The sequence below is a fragment of the Paenibacillus auburnensis genome (genome assembly GCF_927798115.1).
In the GTDB taxonomy this organism is placed as follows: Bacteria; Bacillota; Bacilli; order Paenibacillales; family Paenibacillaceae; genus Paenibacillus_AQ; species Paenibacillus_AQ auburnensis.
In genome coordinates, this window is record NZ_CAKMMG010000003.1 from 11,365 (window position 1) to 24,593 (window position 13,229).

General features: G+C 53.8%; 12 protein-coding genes. 1 reads left to right on the forward strand and 11 read right to left on the reverse strand.

Going from position 1 to position 13,229, the window contains the following annotated elements; all coding sequences use genetic code 11:
- Positions 1 to 56 precede the first annotated feature (56 nt).
- From L6H70_RS14140 to L6H70_RS14175, 8 genes are all read right to left on the reverse strand, one after another.
- The gene (locus tag L6H70_RS14140) at positions 57 to 2,285 is read right to left on the reverse strand and encodes a DUF4129 domain-containing transglutaminase family protein (RefSeq protein WP_236334102.1); all 2,229 of its coding nucleotides are present in this window, start codon (positions 2,283 to 2,285) and stop codon (positions 57 to 59) included.
- Positions 2,282 to 3,532, reverse strand: a complete 1,251-nt coding sequence (locus L6H70_RS14145; RefSeq protein WP_236334104.1) for a DUF58 domain-containing protein — start codon at positions 3,530 to 3,532, stop codon at positions 2,282 to 2,284. Before L6H70_RS14145 ends, L6H70_RS14140 begins: the two co-directional genes overlap by 4 nt.
- A gap of 2 nt (positions 3,533 to 3,534) precedes the next feature.
- Positions 3,535 to 4,491, reverse strand: a complete 957-nt coding sequence (locus L6H70_RS14150) for an AAA family ATPase (RefSeq protein ID WP_236334106.1) — start codon at positions 4,489 to 4,491, stop codon at positions 3,535 to 3,537.
- A 276-nt stretch (positions 4,492 to 4,767) separates the two neighbouring features.
- Positions 4,768 to 6,210, reverse strand: a complete 1,443-nt coding sequence (locus L6H70_RS14155) for a methyl-accepting chemotaxis protein (RefSeq protein ID WP_236334109.1) — start codon at positions 6,208 to 6,210, stop codon at positions 4,768 to 4,770.
- A 183-nt stretch (positions 6,211 to 6,393) separates the two neighbouring features.
- Positions 6,394 to 6,744 (reverse strand): stage V sporulation protein AE, encoded by a 351-nt coding sequence (gene spoVAE / locus L6H70_RS14160; protein WP_054939558.1) that lies wholly within the window; start codon positions 6,742 to 6,744, stop codon positions 6,394 to 6,396.
- Entirely contained in the window at positions 6,741 to 7,775 is a 1,035-nt protein-coding gene (spoVAD, locus tag L6H70_RS14165; protein WP_236334111.1) for a stage V sporulation protein AD, read from the reverse strand. The genes spoVAE and spoVAD overlap by 4 nt, the downstream gene beginning before the upstream one ends.
- Position 7,776: 1 nt before the next feature.
- Complete coding sequence (gene spoVAC / locus L6H70_RS14170; RefSeq protein WP_370656238.1) at positions 7,777 to 8,274, reverse strand: stage V sporulation protein AC; 498 nt, start codon at positions 8,272 to 8,274, stop codon at positions 7,777 to 7,779.
- Between the two features lie 139 nt (positions 8,275 to 8,413).
- Entirely contained in the window at positions 8,414 to 8,581 is a 168-nt protein-coding gene (locus L6H70_RS14175) for a hypothetical protein (protein WP_236334113.1), read from the reverse strand.
- Between the two features lie 150 nt (positions 8,582 to 8,731).
- Here L6H70_RS14175 and L6H70_RS14180 point away from each other — a divergent pair, with 150 nt between their 5' ends.
- The gene (locus tag L6H70_RS14180; RefSeq protein ID WP_236334116.1) at positions 8,732 to 9,805 is read left to right on the forward strand and encodes a M42 family metallopeptidase; all 1,074 of its coding nucleotides are present in this window, start codon (positions 8,732 to 8,734) and stop codon (positions 9,803 to 9,805) included.
- Positions 9,806 to 9,893: 88 nt separating this feature from the next.
- Here the strand turns inward: L6H70_RS14180 and L6H70_RS14185 are convergent, their stop codons facing one another.
- From L6H70_RS14185 to L6H70_RS14195, 3 genes are read right to left on the reverse strand one after another with little or no spacing between them, the layout of a single operon-like run.
- Positions 9,894 to 10,961, reverse strand: coding sequence for an ABC transporter permease (locus L6H70_RS14185; protein WP_423802825.1), 1,068 nt, complete (start codon positions 10,959 to 10,961; stop codon positions 9,894 to 9,896).
- Between the two features lie 2 nt (positions 10,962 to 10,963).
- Positions 10,964 to 11,980, reverse strand: a complete 1,017-nt coding sequence (locus tag L6H70_RS14190; protein ID WP_236334118.1) for an ABC transporter ATP-binding protein — start codon at positions 11,978 to 11,980, stop codon at positions 10,964 to 10,966.
- A gap of 29 nt (positions 11,981 to 12,009) precedes the next feature.
- Positions 12,010 to 13,179 carry a COG1470 family protein gene (locus L6H70_RS14195; RefSeq protein WP_236334121.1) on the reverse strand — a complete coding sequence of 390 codons (1,170 nt, stop codon included), beginning with the start codon at positions 13,177 to 13,179 and terminating at the stop codon, positions 12,010 to 12,012.
- Between the last annotated feature and the right edge of the window lie 50 nt (positions 13,180 to 13,229).

Below are 13,229 nucleotides of genomic sequence, written 5' to 3' on the forward strand. Positions count from 1 at the left end.
AAAACTATAACATACTCTTTGCGCTTCGCAAATGAACCTGCTGAGCCGCTTAGGGTTTATCTGCGTGTTCTAAGGCTTCGCTGAAGCCGCAAAGCTTCAGTATACACGCTGCGCCAGTCTTTGTCTTCAATAACATCCGGGCTGTATTTCGCCTGCTCGAACAACCGGAGCAGTGAAGAGAGGCTGCCTGCGGCTTCCGGAGTCTCACGGCTCCAGCGGCCGACTGCCTCGCGCAGGGTTTCATGCTCTTCTTTCAGCATGCCCTTTCTGCGTAAATACCTTACCCAGCGCTCCGTTTCAACTATAACTTTTTGCACCGGTGACAGCGGCTGGCCGTTACGCAGCCGCTGAATCAGGAAGCGCAGGCTCATCCGGTGCTGCCAGAGCTGATAACCTGCCCAGAGCAGCAGTACGGCAGCAGCTGCTGAAACACTCCATACTCCGAGGTGCATATTGCCTTCCGAGGAATCCTTGCCTGCTGCCGGTTGCTGCGGCTCGGCCTTGTCCTCTTCGGGCTGCTCCGGCTCCTCAGTGACCGGCTCCTCGCTCTGCGTTAGCAGCGGGACGGTGAAACCGGGGGTCGCTTCCACCGGAACCCAGCCATAGTCTCCGAAATACACCTCCGCCCACGAATGGGCATCGGCATTAGTGATGGTATAATTATTGTTGACAATGCCCTGCTGCGCCAGATTATCGGGCAGCTCTGCCTGCTCACCCGGGGCATAACCTTTTACCCAGCGGGCAGGAATATCGAGTGAACGGGCCATCGTTACAAGCGCTGTCGAATAATAATCGCAATACCCCTCCATAATCTCAAACAGGAAACTTTCCACCATATCCCTGCTCTTTTTACGGGAGAGATCCGGCTGATTCGTATACGGGAAGTTCACCTGCAAATATTGCTGCAGCAGGGCTACTTTTTCGTAAGGAGTCTGTGCGCTTTGGGTAATGCTCTCTGCCAAATCGCTGACCCGTTTAGGAAAATTATCCGGCAGCTGAAGGTATCTCTCAATATCCTGGTTTGTGTAAAGCTGGTCATAGGTCTGCTTACTCAGCTCCTGTACTGAAACAACGGGAATCTCCGAGGTCAGTACATAGGTTTGCGGATAGGCCAGATCTTCAGTAGAGCCCCAGAGCATCTCGCTGTCCACACTCCGCCAGAACAGGCCGTTCCCAGCTTCTTCGCCGTCGATTGAATCCACTTTGGAAATGGAATACCCGCCAAACAGCACCGGATAATCATTGTTGCCGAGCAGCTTAACGGTCTGCTGCAATGTCCGGGTCTCTCCTTTGGAGGCTGTTACCCGGTCCAATTCTGCTCCTACTGCGGCCTTTTCCAGCGGTCCCCGTTTAAGCCGGTCGTCATCGCTCCAGCCTTTGCCGGAATACACGCTGCGTGACTCTCCGCGCATATAGGTCCGCAAATCGGAGGTTACCGTCATCACCGGCGAATAATCGAAATTAAAGCCTCCGCCTAAATTATTATCATCAAGACTATAACCGGAAGAGGAGCTGCCTGCTGCCGCTCTGCCCCCGCCTTCCTCCGAAGTTCCTGAGGTTCCTGAACCGGAGGATTTCCCTACGCCATTCCAATCCTGCCAGGCCGTATAGGGATCTGTCAGTGTAGGCCGCACATCAGGCATATTAACGCCAGTAACAATCACCAGAGAGAAGATAATGGCAATATTGACCGCTACTTTAAAAGGGTATTGCAGCAAGTAGGTCCAGCCCCGCGGATAATGCAATTGGAAACTCCGCAAATGCTGGGTAACCAGCCAGCCCATCCCGGAAAATACCGTCCAGGCAACCTCCTGCCAAAGTATAGATGAAGTAAAAGAGTCCAGTGCGGCAAAAGCAACAATATTCGCGGTGAGAAACATCAGAATCCGTGCTTTCGAGGAGACCCACCAGGAGGACAGCAGCAGCAAGGCTCCGGCAGCCAGAGCAAACCATATATATGGAACCATATGAGCTGCCGCATCAGGCAGCCGGTCACGCAGTGCCGGAGCCCAGGGATCAGGGACATAGATCCTGTTATACAGGATCAGCCGGTAGACCACGTACAGCATGGCCAGTGCTTCAAGAACCAGCCGGTAGCCCCATTTAACCGGTAAAAGAATTTCAATAACGGCCACAGCAGCAAGGGTTAGCAGCACAGCCGATGTAGTCGTTTCCAGCCAGAAAGGTTCTGTGAAGGACACCCACTGCAGGGCAATGAGTACCAACCAGAGGAGGCTGAAGGAATGATGCCAGGATGATTTGATTCCGTTCCACCAGCGGCTCATACTGCAGTATCACCTCCAAGAATGGCAGGAAGATCCTGCAGGGAGCTGATGCTATACCCCGTCACCCCGCGTGATTTCAGAACATCCAGCCATTCCCCGCTGCCGGCTTTACCGGCTGGATTGCGTACCTGAATATGGGAAGGGGTCATTCCCCGGCTTTCCGCCCAGCGCATCACATCCAGCACCGGCTGGCCGCTTTGCGGGCTGATCAGTACGAAATATGCTCCTTTCGGAAACATGCGGTGGCCTTTTTCCAGCCTTGGCACGAGCGGCCCCCGGCCTTCGGCATTGATATCAATCAGATATTGAATCATTTTCTGCCGCTCCGCAGCGCTTTCGGCAGGACTGAACACCTTGGTCGTCCTGTCCAAGCAGCAGAGCCCGATACCGATCCGGTCGCGGATGCCGAAGCCCAGCAGCGAAGCCGTAATGGAAACCGCCAGCTCAAATTGGCTAGAGCTGCCATAAGCCATGTAACTGCCGTCCAGCACCAGGATGGTCTTAGGCACCGATTCATGCTCAAATTCCTTAGACTTCCATTCGCCGGTCTTGGCAGTGGCATTCCAGTGGATGCGTGTTAACCGGTCGCCATAGATATAATCGCGCACACCGTTAATCTGTGTTGTCTCACGCCGCGAATGGAGCAGGGAGGTTTGCAGTCCGGCCAGCCGTGATCTGCGTTCATACAGTTGCCAGCGCGGCACGAATACTGCGCGGGGGAGCACACGGAACTGCCCTTCGGCCTTGAATGTGCCTTTATGCTCTACCAGGCCGAAGATATCCTCAGCAATAATATCCGTATTCTCGAACGTGTAGCTGCCCCGCTCCAGTGACGGTGTCTGAAACAGCAGCTCTCCCTGGCCTCTCAGGCTGGGGACCAGACTCTCTTCAAATACCCAGGACTCGCCGTTATGGCGCTTCAGAATTTCTCTGACCACTACATACGGCAACGGCAGAAAGCCCGGAATGGTGATGTTCAGCTTCACACGCAGATAGCCGCCTGCGTAGAGCAGCTCGGGCTTCTCCTGCTCCGAATACAGGCTGCGTGTACCTTTGGCCCGCCGGACTCCGCCGAGGGCTCCGATAACCAAATAAAGAATGAGCACGGAGACCATAATGAACAGCATGAATGAGGTCTTGCCGCCCTGAAACAGCACATAGAGCAGCGTAACAGCCCAAACTGCGAGTATGCCGGCGAATTTTCGTGGCTGGATGACAGCGGCCGCCCCAGACAGATAACTCTTCATCTTTATTGCCTCATCGTAACTGGCACACGGATGCTCTGCAGCAGCTTCTGAAGCAGGGATTCCACACTCACATTGTCGAGCCGTGATTCCGGACGGAGAATGATGCGGTGTCCCAGGGCGTATGGGGCCAGGATCTTCACATCATCCGGCAGCACATAATCACGTTCCTGCAGGAAGGCGTAGGCTTTGCAGGCCATCATGAATGACAGCGAGGCCCGCGGGCTCGCACCCAGCAGCACCAGCGGATGCTCCCGGGTCTGACGCACGATATCCAGCAGATAATTCAGCACCGGATCACTGACGTACACCTCACGAATTTCCTCTTGAATAACAGCGATCTGCTCCATGCCCGTAACCGGCGTGAGCTTGTCCACCGGCTGTCCGTTCTGGTGGCTCAGCAGCAGATTCTTCTCGGTCTCGCTATCCGGATAACCAAGGCTGATCCGCAGCATAAAGCGGTCAAGCTGGGCTTCCGGCAGTGTATATGTGCCTTCGAAATCAATCGGGTTCTGGGTTGCACAGAGCATGAAGGGATGCGGAAGCGGATAGGTCTCGCCGTCCACCGTTACATTCCGTTCCTCCATGACCTCAAGCAGCGCCGACTGCGTCTTGGTCGTAGCCCGGTTAATTTCATCGGCCAACAGAATGTTGGTCATGACCGGACCGGGCCGGAAATGGAACATTTCATCCCGGGGATGATAGACGGATACCCCGGTAATATCGCTTGGCAGAATATCCGGATTGCATTGAATCCGCCGGTAATCGCCGGACATGGACCGTGACAACGCCCGTATCAGCTGGGTTTTGCCGGTTCCCGGCACATCCTCAATCAGGACATGTCCACCAGCCAAGAGTGCCGTGAGCAGGAGTTCAATTTCAAATGTTTTGCCGAGTATGCAGGATTCCAGATTAGAGCGCACAGCCTTCATAATTTGCGTTGATTCTTGACGTACGGGCATATATGGTAGACCTCCTATGTCAGAATAAGCAGTAATAATTATATTTTACATGATTATGGGACCCAAAGTACATTATTGAAGGAGATGAAAATGCATATATCCAAACATATAGCCCGTTTTACAAATATGAGTAGCTAAACCGCTTATTTCTTGTAATATATTACAAAAATCAATCCGGCATACTTCCTATATCCCCAGCAAATAGTCAGTAAGCCAAAACACAGGGCAGCACTCTCCCGTAATCTGGAGAAGCACTGCCCTGTTTCAGCCATTCTCTTAATTCTTTTGATTTTGGTCGCTTACCAGTTCGTTCAAGCTTACTATTAGCCCTTCAAGCTGTTTGAAGCTGCCTACCATGTTATCAGTCATCCGGCGCTGTTCTTCCACACCGGCCAGGATTTCTTCTGTAGCAGCACTGGACTGCTCGGTAACACTGGAGAACTCTGTTATTTCGCTTACCACTTTTTCCGAGAAATGCTTCATGCCGGCTGAGCTTTGCTCCACTTCACCAGCTTGGGCCAGCACCTTTTGGGCGTTGAGCTGAATCGACTGAAATACTGCTTCCGTCCGCTGCACCGACTCCTGTCCGGTCTGCAGAATACTGCGGCTCTGTTCAAACTGTGCGATCAATGTCTGTGTCTGCTGCTGCAGGCCCGCAATTACTTCACTGATAGAATCGGCTGTCTTGCCGGAACTTTCGGCCAGCTTCCGCACCTCTCCGGCGACCACCGCGAAACCGCGGCCATGTTCACCTGCACGGGCAGCTTCAATGGACGCATTAAGGGCAAGCAGATTAGTCTGCCTGGAGATCTGCATAATTCCTTCAAGCATTTCATTGATATCCAGGCTGCGCTGGCTGAATTCCTGCATCTGTGTGGAGGTAATATCCATCGTTTGAGTAAGCTCTGAGATATGACCCGCCAGCATTGTGACGTTGCCGCTGCCCTGCTCACTGACCGCAGCAGTCGCTTCTGACAGCTCCTTCATCTCCTGGGAATAGCCGGCAACATCGCGGATATGCTGGTCCGAAACTGCAATCGCTTCCGTGATTTCTCCTATACTGGTTGCCTGATACTCAATACCCTTGGAAACCTCCTGGAATCCGATTGCCACTTCGCTTGTTATTGCCCCCGTCATTTCTACTTCTTCTTTGAATCTGCCTGTGAATTCGTAAAGACCGTCCACCGCAGTTTTTACTCGGCTGAGCAGGTACTCTACCTGACTTCCAGCTGTTTCCACCTGTTGCCGCTGGCGTTCGCTTTGAACCTCCAGTTTTAGGTTGAGGTAAGAAACGACCAGCAGTACGACGCTGATTATGAGATACAGCCCTAAGCTTGTAATATAGATCATCAGTTTGCTGTCAGTACCTGAGACTTCAGCTCCGCTTAACAGCTGGACCAGAATATTAACAGCACTCACAGCTGCTGAAACCGCATAATATTTATAGTGCGGATAGAGCAGCAGCAGAGAACTGAGCAGCAATACCACCAAACTATTCACAGAGCTTAAGGTTAAATAGAAAGCCATCAAGGTTAGGACTGCTGTAATAATCCATGGAATAACAAGTACGCCTTTTCGTTTCCAATTGCATGCAGTTAGTCCCACTGCCAGCGGAACAGCGACTGCGCTTGTACCCCAAAGCTTGGGAATCTGAAAGGCAAGAATCACCCCAACCACAGTTACTACCCAAAAAATAGTAATAATAATTTTGTTTCTCATCCAGAATAATTCAGTTTTACGTTCATTCTGCAACCTCTGCACGTCCCCTGTCATTTTTATATTACCCAGAGTTTATATCGTCAATATTCGACAATTTATTTATATCCTAGATAAGGCGCAGCAAAAAAAGACCGCCTTCACAGCGGTCATCGTAAACAACAGTTCCTGCCTGATCAAAAAGCTCTAACCCTTCGGTCTTACGACTAGCGCTGCCAGAAAGGAAAAGACAATTGCCGAGGAGATCCCGGCACTGGTCACATCGAAAATGCCTGTTACCACACCAACCCAGCCATCCCGTTCCAATTCCGTTAATGCACCATGCACCAGGGAGTTCCCGAAGCTCGTAATTGGTACACTAGCTCCGGCACCGGCAAATTTAACAAGCGGATCGTATAGTCCGAACGCGTCGGCTACCGCACCTGCCACTACGAGTGTACTCATCGTGTGGGCCGGGGTCAGCGCGAGCACATCGAACATCAATTGGCCGATCACACAAATTGCCCCGCCAATGAGAAACGCCCATAAATAGATCACTGCTCTTCACCTCCGATCTCCAAGGCTACGGCATGCGCTACGCAGGGAATACTCTCCCCCTGCTGGTAAGACAGCGGTGACAGCAGTGCTCCGGTTGCCACGATTAGCACACGCTTCAGCTCTCCTTTTTTCATCCGCTTAAGAATATGTCCATAAGTTACAACTGCTGAGCAGCCGCAGCCGCTTCCTCCCGCAATCACATATTTTTGCTTATCCAGGTCGTAAATAAGCAGTCCGCAGTCATTAAAAGTCGTTTGTTCCATCGGTATACCTTCTTTGGCCAGCAACTCTTTGGCAATTGGCAGACCTACGGAAGCAAGGTCACCGGTCACAATTAAATCATAATACCCGGGTGACAGGGCCGTATCACGGAAATGGGCAGTAATCGTATCTGCTGCAGCCGGGGCCATGGCGGTCCCCATATTGAACGGGTCGGTCAGACCCAGGTCCATAATTTTGCCGATCGTTGCAGATACCACATGAATGCCCTGTTTACTGCCGTCATTGCGGCCGACAACCGCACAGCCTGAACCCGTAACGGTGTATTGGGCGGTCGGCGGCTTTTGAGACCCATATTCGGTCGGATAACGGAATTGCTTCTCCACCGTGCAGTTATGGCTTGAGGTTCCGGCCAGGGCGTATTTGCTGCCTCCGGAATCAACAATCATTGAGGCGATGGCCAGACTCTCCATGGAGGTGGAACAGGCCCCGAAGACCCCGAGATAGGGTACCCCCAGCTTTCTGGCCGCAAAGGAGCTGCTGATAATCTGATTCATCAGATCACCGCCGACAAAAAACTCCAGCTTGTCCTGCTCAAGATCGGCATTCATCAGCGCCAGCTTGGAGGCTTTTTCGAACAGGGCACGCTCTGCTTTTTCCCAAGTCTTCTCGCCCATTTCGAGCGAATCATAAATGAAATCAAAATCCGATGCTAACGGGCCCTCCCCTTCCTCCGGCCCTACAACTGCAGAGGAACCAAGAATGACAGGACGGGTGGTGAACTTCCAGGTCTGGCTGCCTAACTGCTCCATTTTAGTGCGAACCTCCCCAGCCCATAATAGCGTACACTACACCGACCACAAACGCAGCAACCACACCAAACACAATGACGGAGCCAGCCAGCTTGAACATATTTCCGCCTACCCCGAGCACCAGACCCTCTGCACGGTGTTCCAGCGCCGCGGAGCACATGCTGTTGGCAAAGCCTGTGACTGGTACCGCAGTCCCGGCTCCGCACCACTGGGCTAATTTATCATATACGCCAAAGCTGGTCAGAATCACGGAAATAAGGATCAGCACCGCCACCGTCGGGCTTGAGGCTTCGCGGGAGGTCATATCAAAGATAGCCATGAACGCCTCCTGGATGCCTTGTCCCAGCACACAGATCAAACCTCCCGACAGAAACGCCCGGATACAGTTTTTGAATACCGGGCGGGAAGGCACAAAAGGCTTGGACAATTTCTCATAGTCCTGTGGAGTCATGGTGTCAAGCCGCAGCTTGACACCGGTTTTTTTGGTTTTTGCCGGCAAATGGGGACACCTCCTGGAATGTAGGCGAAGGGAAGATATCAGGGCAACAATCGGGCTGCCGTTTCCCCTCGGATTTTTCTTCTCTTAGAAGTTTTTCCTTATTGTTCGCCATCTGCCGACAGATTATGTCCTGGTATACTCAGGAAAAAAACAGCAGCACCACTATCAGCAGCAGGAACAAAACCAAAATCAGCACCGTTTCGCTCTCCCGCCGGTACCGGCGGGGATACCTTCTCTGCATTCCGCGCGACATTTTGCGGGGTACACCCTGCCCGTAAGGCCCGGAAATGCTTCCTGCAACCCTCATTGTTCTCGCTTCCTTTCCCGGCTCCTGCCTTCAGAGCCACTACCACATATTATTCGCACAGCAGCTGCCCGGTGTTTGCCGGAGGGACCCTAAGATAGACAAGAGAAGTCGGAATGTTCATACTATATGTAGTAAAGGAGCGATAAGCATATGAACCAAGAAACGATGGACTTGTTTAAAACACTGACCGAATTCCCCGCAGCTCCGGGCTTCGAGCGTGAACTGCGCGCTTACGTCAAGGATGCTATGTTACCTTATACGGATGAGTTCGTGCAGGACCGGCTGGGAAGCCTCTTCGGCGTACTGCGCGGCGAAGAAAACGGCCCCAAAATTATGGTCGCCGGACATTTTGACGAAGTAGGCTTTATGGTCACCGGTATTACAGGCAACGGAATGATCCGGTTTCAGCCGCTTGGCGGCTGGCTGGCATCGGCAGTGGCTTCACAGCGGCTGCAGATCATTACCCCGAAAGGCACGCTGACCGGCGTGGTCGGCAGCACGCCGATCCATCTGCTCAGCCCGGAAGAACGTAACAAAACCGGCGATATCAGCAAAATGTATTTGGATATCGGTGCAGACAGCCGGGAAGAAGCTGAGAGCTTCGGCGTGAAGCCAGGCCAGCAGATTCTCCCGATCTGCCCGTTTACACCACTGGCTAATCCGAAGAAAATTATGGCCAAGGCTTGGGACAACCGTTATGGCGTTGGTCTGGCAATTGAACTGGTCAAGGCGCTGCACGGTAAAAAGCTGCCGAACACAGTCTATGCCGGTGCTACGGTGCAGGAAGAGGCTGGCCTCCGCGGTGCGCGCACCGCAGCCAACCTGCTGGCACCGGACATATTCTTCGGCCTGGATGCCAGTGCCGCCGCCGACATGACCGGCGACCGCCAGGCCTTCGGCCAGCTCGGCCAAGGCGCACTGCTGCGCATTTATGATCCGACCATGATTACCCACCGCGGACTGATAGAGTACGTGCAGGATACAGCAGATACCCACCGGATTAAGTACCAGTACTTCGTCTCCCAGGGCGGAACAGATGCCGGCCAAGTACATGTCAGCGGAATCGGCGTACCGTCTGCGGTAATCGGAATCTGCTCTCGCTACATCCATACCGCTTCGTCCGTGATTCACAGCGACGATTACGAGGCGGCCAAGGAGTTGCTGATCAAGCTCGTTGAAGGACTGGACCGCACCACACTCCAGACCATCCTGGAGAACAGCTAAGAACACAACCGATAAAAAACGGGCGGGAATGAAGGCTATTGACCTTCAATCCCGCCCGTTTTTTGTTCAGTAGATCTTGGATGCACCGTCAGTTCCGTGAACGGACCTCCTGGCGCATGAAGATGTAATAGGACAACCCGAAGCAGAGAACTGTAGCCGCGAGCAGACCGGTCAGCTGAGGCCAGACCAGCAGCAGACTTTGGCCCAGTGATAGAGGGCTTGAGATGGCCCCAACCAGCTGATCCATCGTCAGCGGTCCAAGAGAACGCACACCCGGCGACAGCAGCGTTGATATCGTCTCACTGAACAGCTCTGTCGGAGACAGCCTGTTCAGTGTAAGGATGAAATTGGCGTGGTGCAGCTGCTCACTGACGGTAGCCATCTGAGATACCGCCGTAGCGCTGTCGATCAGATTGATAATCATGCTGTAGAACAAGGTCAGGAACAGCCAGGCAGCAATGCCCGACAATGCGGAAGTGGCTGCCTGGCGGAAGCGGATGGAGAACAGAATCGAGAGATTCAGCCAGAAGCCGATATAGACCACGGCAATAATCAAAAAGAACAAAATACGCCAGAATTCCTCCGGTGTAGGGGGATAACCGATGGTCAAGAGTCCGAGTCCGGTCACCGATAGCCCGAGCGAAAACACCACAATGGCAATCAGCAGCAGTGAAGCTGTGAATTTCGCCTTCAGGAAATCGTCCCGGTAGATCGGCTGAGACAGCAATCGTCCCAATGTGCCTTTGTTCCGTTCGGAATTGACGGCGTCAAAGCCAAGTGAAATGCCGATCAGCGGCCCGAGCCAGGACAGGAACGTGGTGAATGTCGGGAGCGATAAGGTGCTGCTCGACAGGGTGAACATCTTCAGGAACAGGAAGGTCGTGCCGCTCTGCCCGTCCGAGCTTCCGCCTTTTATCGCTGTGATTGAAGAATAGATCGATCCGATACAGGCCAGTACGATGATACCGATCAGAATCGTAAACCGCCAGCTGCGGATGTGGTCTCCCAGCTCCTTCTGCACCATCACCCAGAAAGCGGAACGGCTGCCTGCCTCACGCTCCGGAGAAACAGAGGCTGCACCGCCCTGCCGGAACCCTCCGCGCAGCCTGTTCCAGACCTTCTCCGGGAGCATAGCACCGGATAATTTTGCGATCATCCTTATTCCTCCTTCTTCTCAAAGTAGCGGTGGTAGATCTCATCCAGCCCGAATTCCCTGCGCCGCATGTCATAAAGCTCAGCACCGCTGTGTATAACCTCGGAAGCAATGGCGGCGGTCAAATCCCGGTCGCAGGCCACTGTTACCCGGCTGCTGCCGGGAATAGCCTCCTCCTTCTTCCACTCACCGCTCTGCACCTCAAGAACACCCGGCAAAGCCTTCAGCCGGGCACTTAGCCCCTCACTCCACGGCCGGACTGCCAGCTCTACTTCTACCCGGCGTTCCTGGTTTAGCTCCACAGAGAGCGTAGCAATATCGCCGCAGGCAATCAGCTTGCCTTGGACAAACAAACCGACCCGGTCGCAGATTTGCTGTACCTGCTGCAGCTGATGGGAGGAGAGCAGCACTGTTATGCCTTCATTGCGGCTGAGATCAGAGATTAGCCGCAGCAGCTCCCGGACCCCTTCGGGGTCGATCCCGAGTGTCGGCTCATCGAGGATAATAACCTCGGGCTGCTTGACCAGCACATCGGCCAGGCCGAGCCGCTGCCGCATCCCCCGGGAATAGGTGGATACCTTGGCACGTGCGCTTCCGGCCAGGCCCACCTTTTCCAGCAGCTCTTTGGCTCTTTTCTGCGCCTCTGCAGGTGCAGCACCGTTCAGCCTGGCGGTATAGACCAGATTATCCAGTCCGGTGCGGTCTTCGTAAAAGCCAATATCATCCGGCATATATCCGACTCTCCGCTTCACCTGAAGCGCTGAGCGCGCCGGATCAAAACCGCAGATTCTGGCACTGCCTGCTGTGCGCTCAGTCAAGCCGAGCATCATCAGAATGGTCGTCGTTTTACCTGCGCCATTCGGGCCGAGAAGCCCGAACACCTCTCCTTTGCGGATACGGAGACTAAGATTGTCTACTGCGGTGAATGCCCCGTAGCGCTTGGTCAGGGACTCCAGTTCAATGACCGGTGCCTCCCCGGAGGAGGCATTGGCTGAATCCAATAGCTTTTCTTCAGTCATCATTGGCTGTTTCTCGCGGATATCCATCGGCTTCACCGTCTTCCGAATCTGCGGAACAGATAGTAAATGCCGGCGATTACGGCGGCGATAATCAGCACTCCTATCCAGCCCCAGAAGACCGAGGTTTTGACGGTAACCCGGAGGTCTGCCGACGCTGACTTCGCGGCAGAGGATGCCGTAAGGCTAACTACATAATCACCAGGCAGCGCATTTCCGCTGGATTTGATGACCGCCTGGGTTGTTGCGGTAGCTCCAGGCTGAATGGTGCGGATGGTTGAAGGATCGAAGGATACCTCCCATCCGGTCGGTGTACCCTGGGAAGCGAGTGAAACATCCTCCAGCGGAACGCTGCCGGTATTGGTAATCACCAGATCCACCCGGCGCTCTCCGCCTGCCTTGACATCCGTGCTCAGCACATCGTTTGAGGTACTGAGCTGTATGCCGTAAGTACCTGTAATCACTGCTTCCAGTTCAGCCTGTGTATTGGTGGAGCCGCTCGATGCTGTCACCGGTATTTTGTAGGTGCCGGCTTTAACCTGTTCCGGCGGTTTGGCTTCGATGCTGATGGTCTTCTCAGCTCCAGCTTCCAGCTCCACAGAAGTAACGCTGTTGCCGTCCGACTTGATCCGCACATCCCAGCCATCCTCCGCATGCGCTGTGAGTGCATAGGACTGCTTCTGGGCTGTACGGTTGCGCAGAACTGCGCTATATGTAAACGTCGTATCGGAATGGCCCTCCATGTTGGCCTGATCCACCGTCAGCTCTGTTTTGAAGGTCCCCTGCTCCGAGACATTCACCTTCAGCGGCAGTGTCTCCCCTGCGCCTGTCTTGACTGCAAAGCTGTAGCTTCCCTTGTTGATCTCCAGCGGCACCTCCAGCTGAAGCGTCACGTTTTGGGTCTCTCCTCCCTTGACTGCCAGCTGCTGAACCTGACGGCCGCCGGCGGTAAGCTCATACTTCCAGAAGTTCCCCCCGGCATCAAAGGAAATGGCCGCTTTGGCGGTAGAGGTTCCGTGATTGATTACATCAATCGGGTAGGAGACGGATTCACCCGGAGCCGCAGACAGCTCCACATAAGGGGTATACAGCTCCAGCGTCCCGTCCGCAGCAGCCTTCTCAAGGCCTGCATTGGTGTACCAGCCCATGGCGGCAAGCATAAGAATCAGCAGTGCCGCAAGCGGTTTTGCAGTTTTTTTCAGCATAAATCATTCCTCCTTAGTGTTCTTCCGTAAAGGAATACGAACGAGGAAGA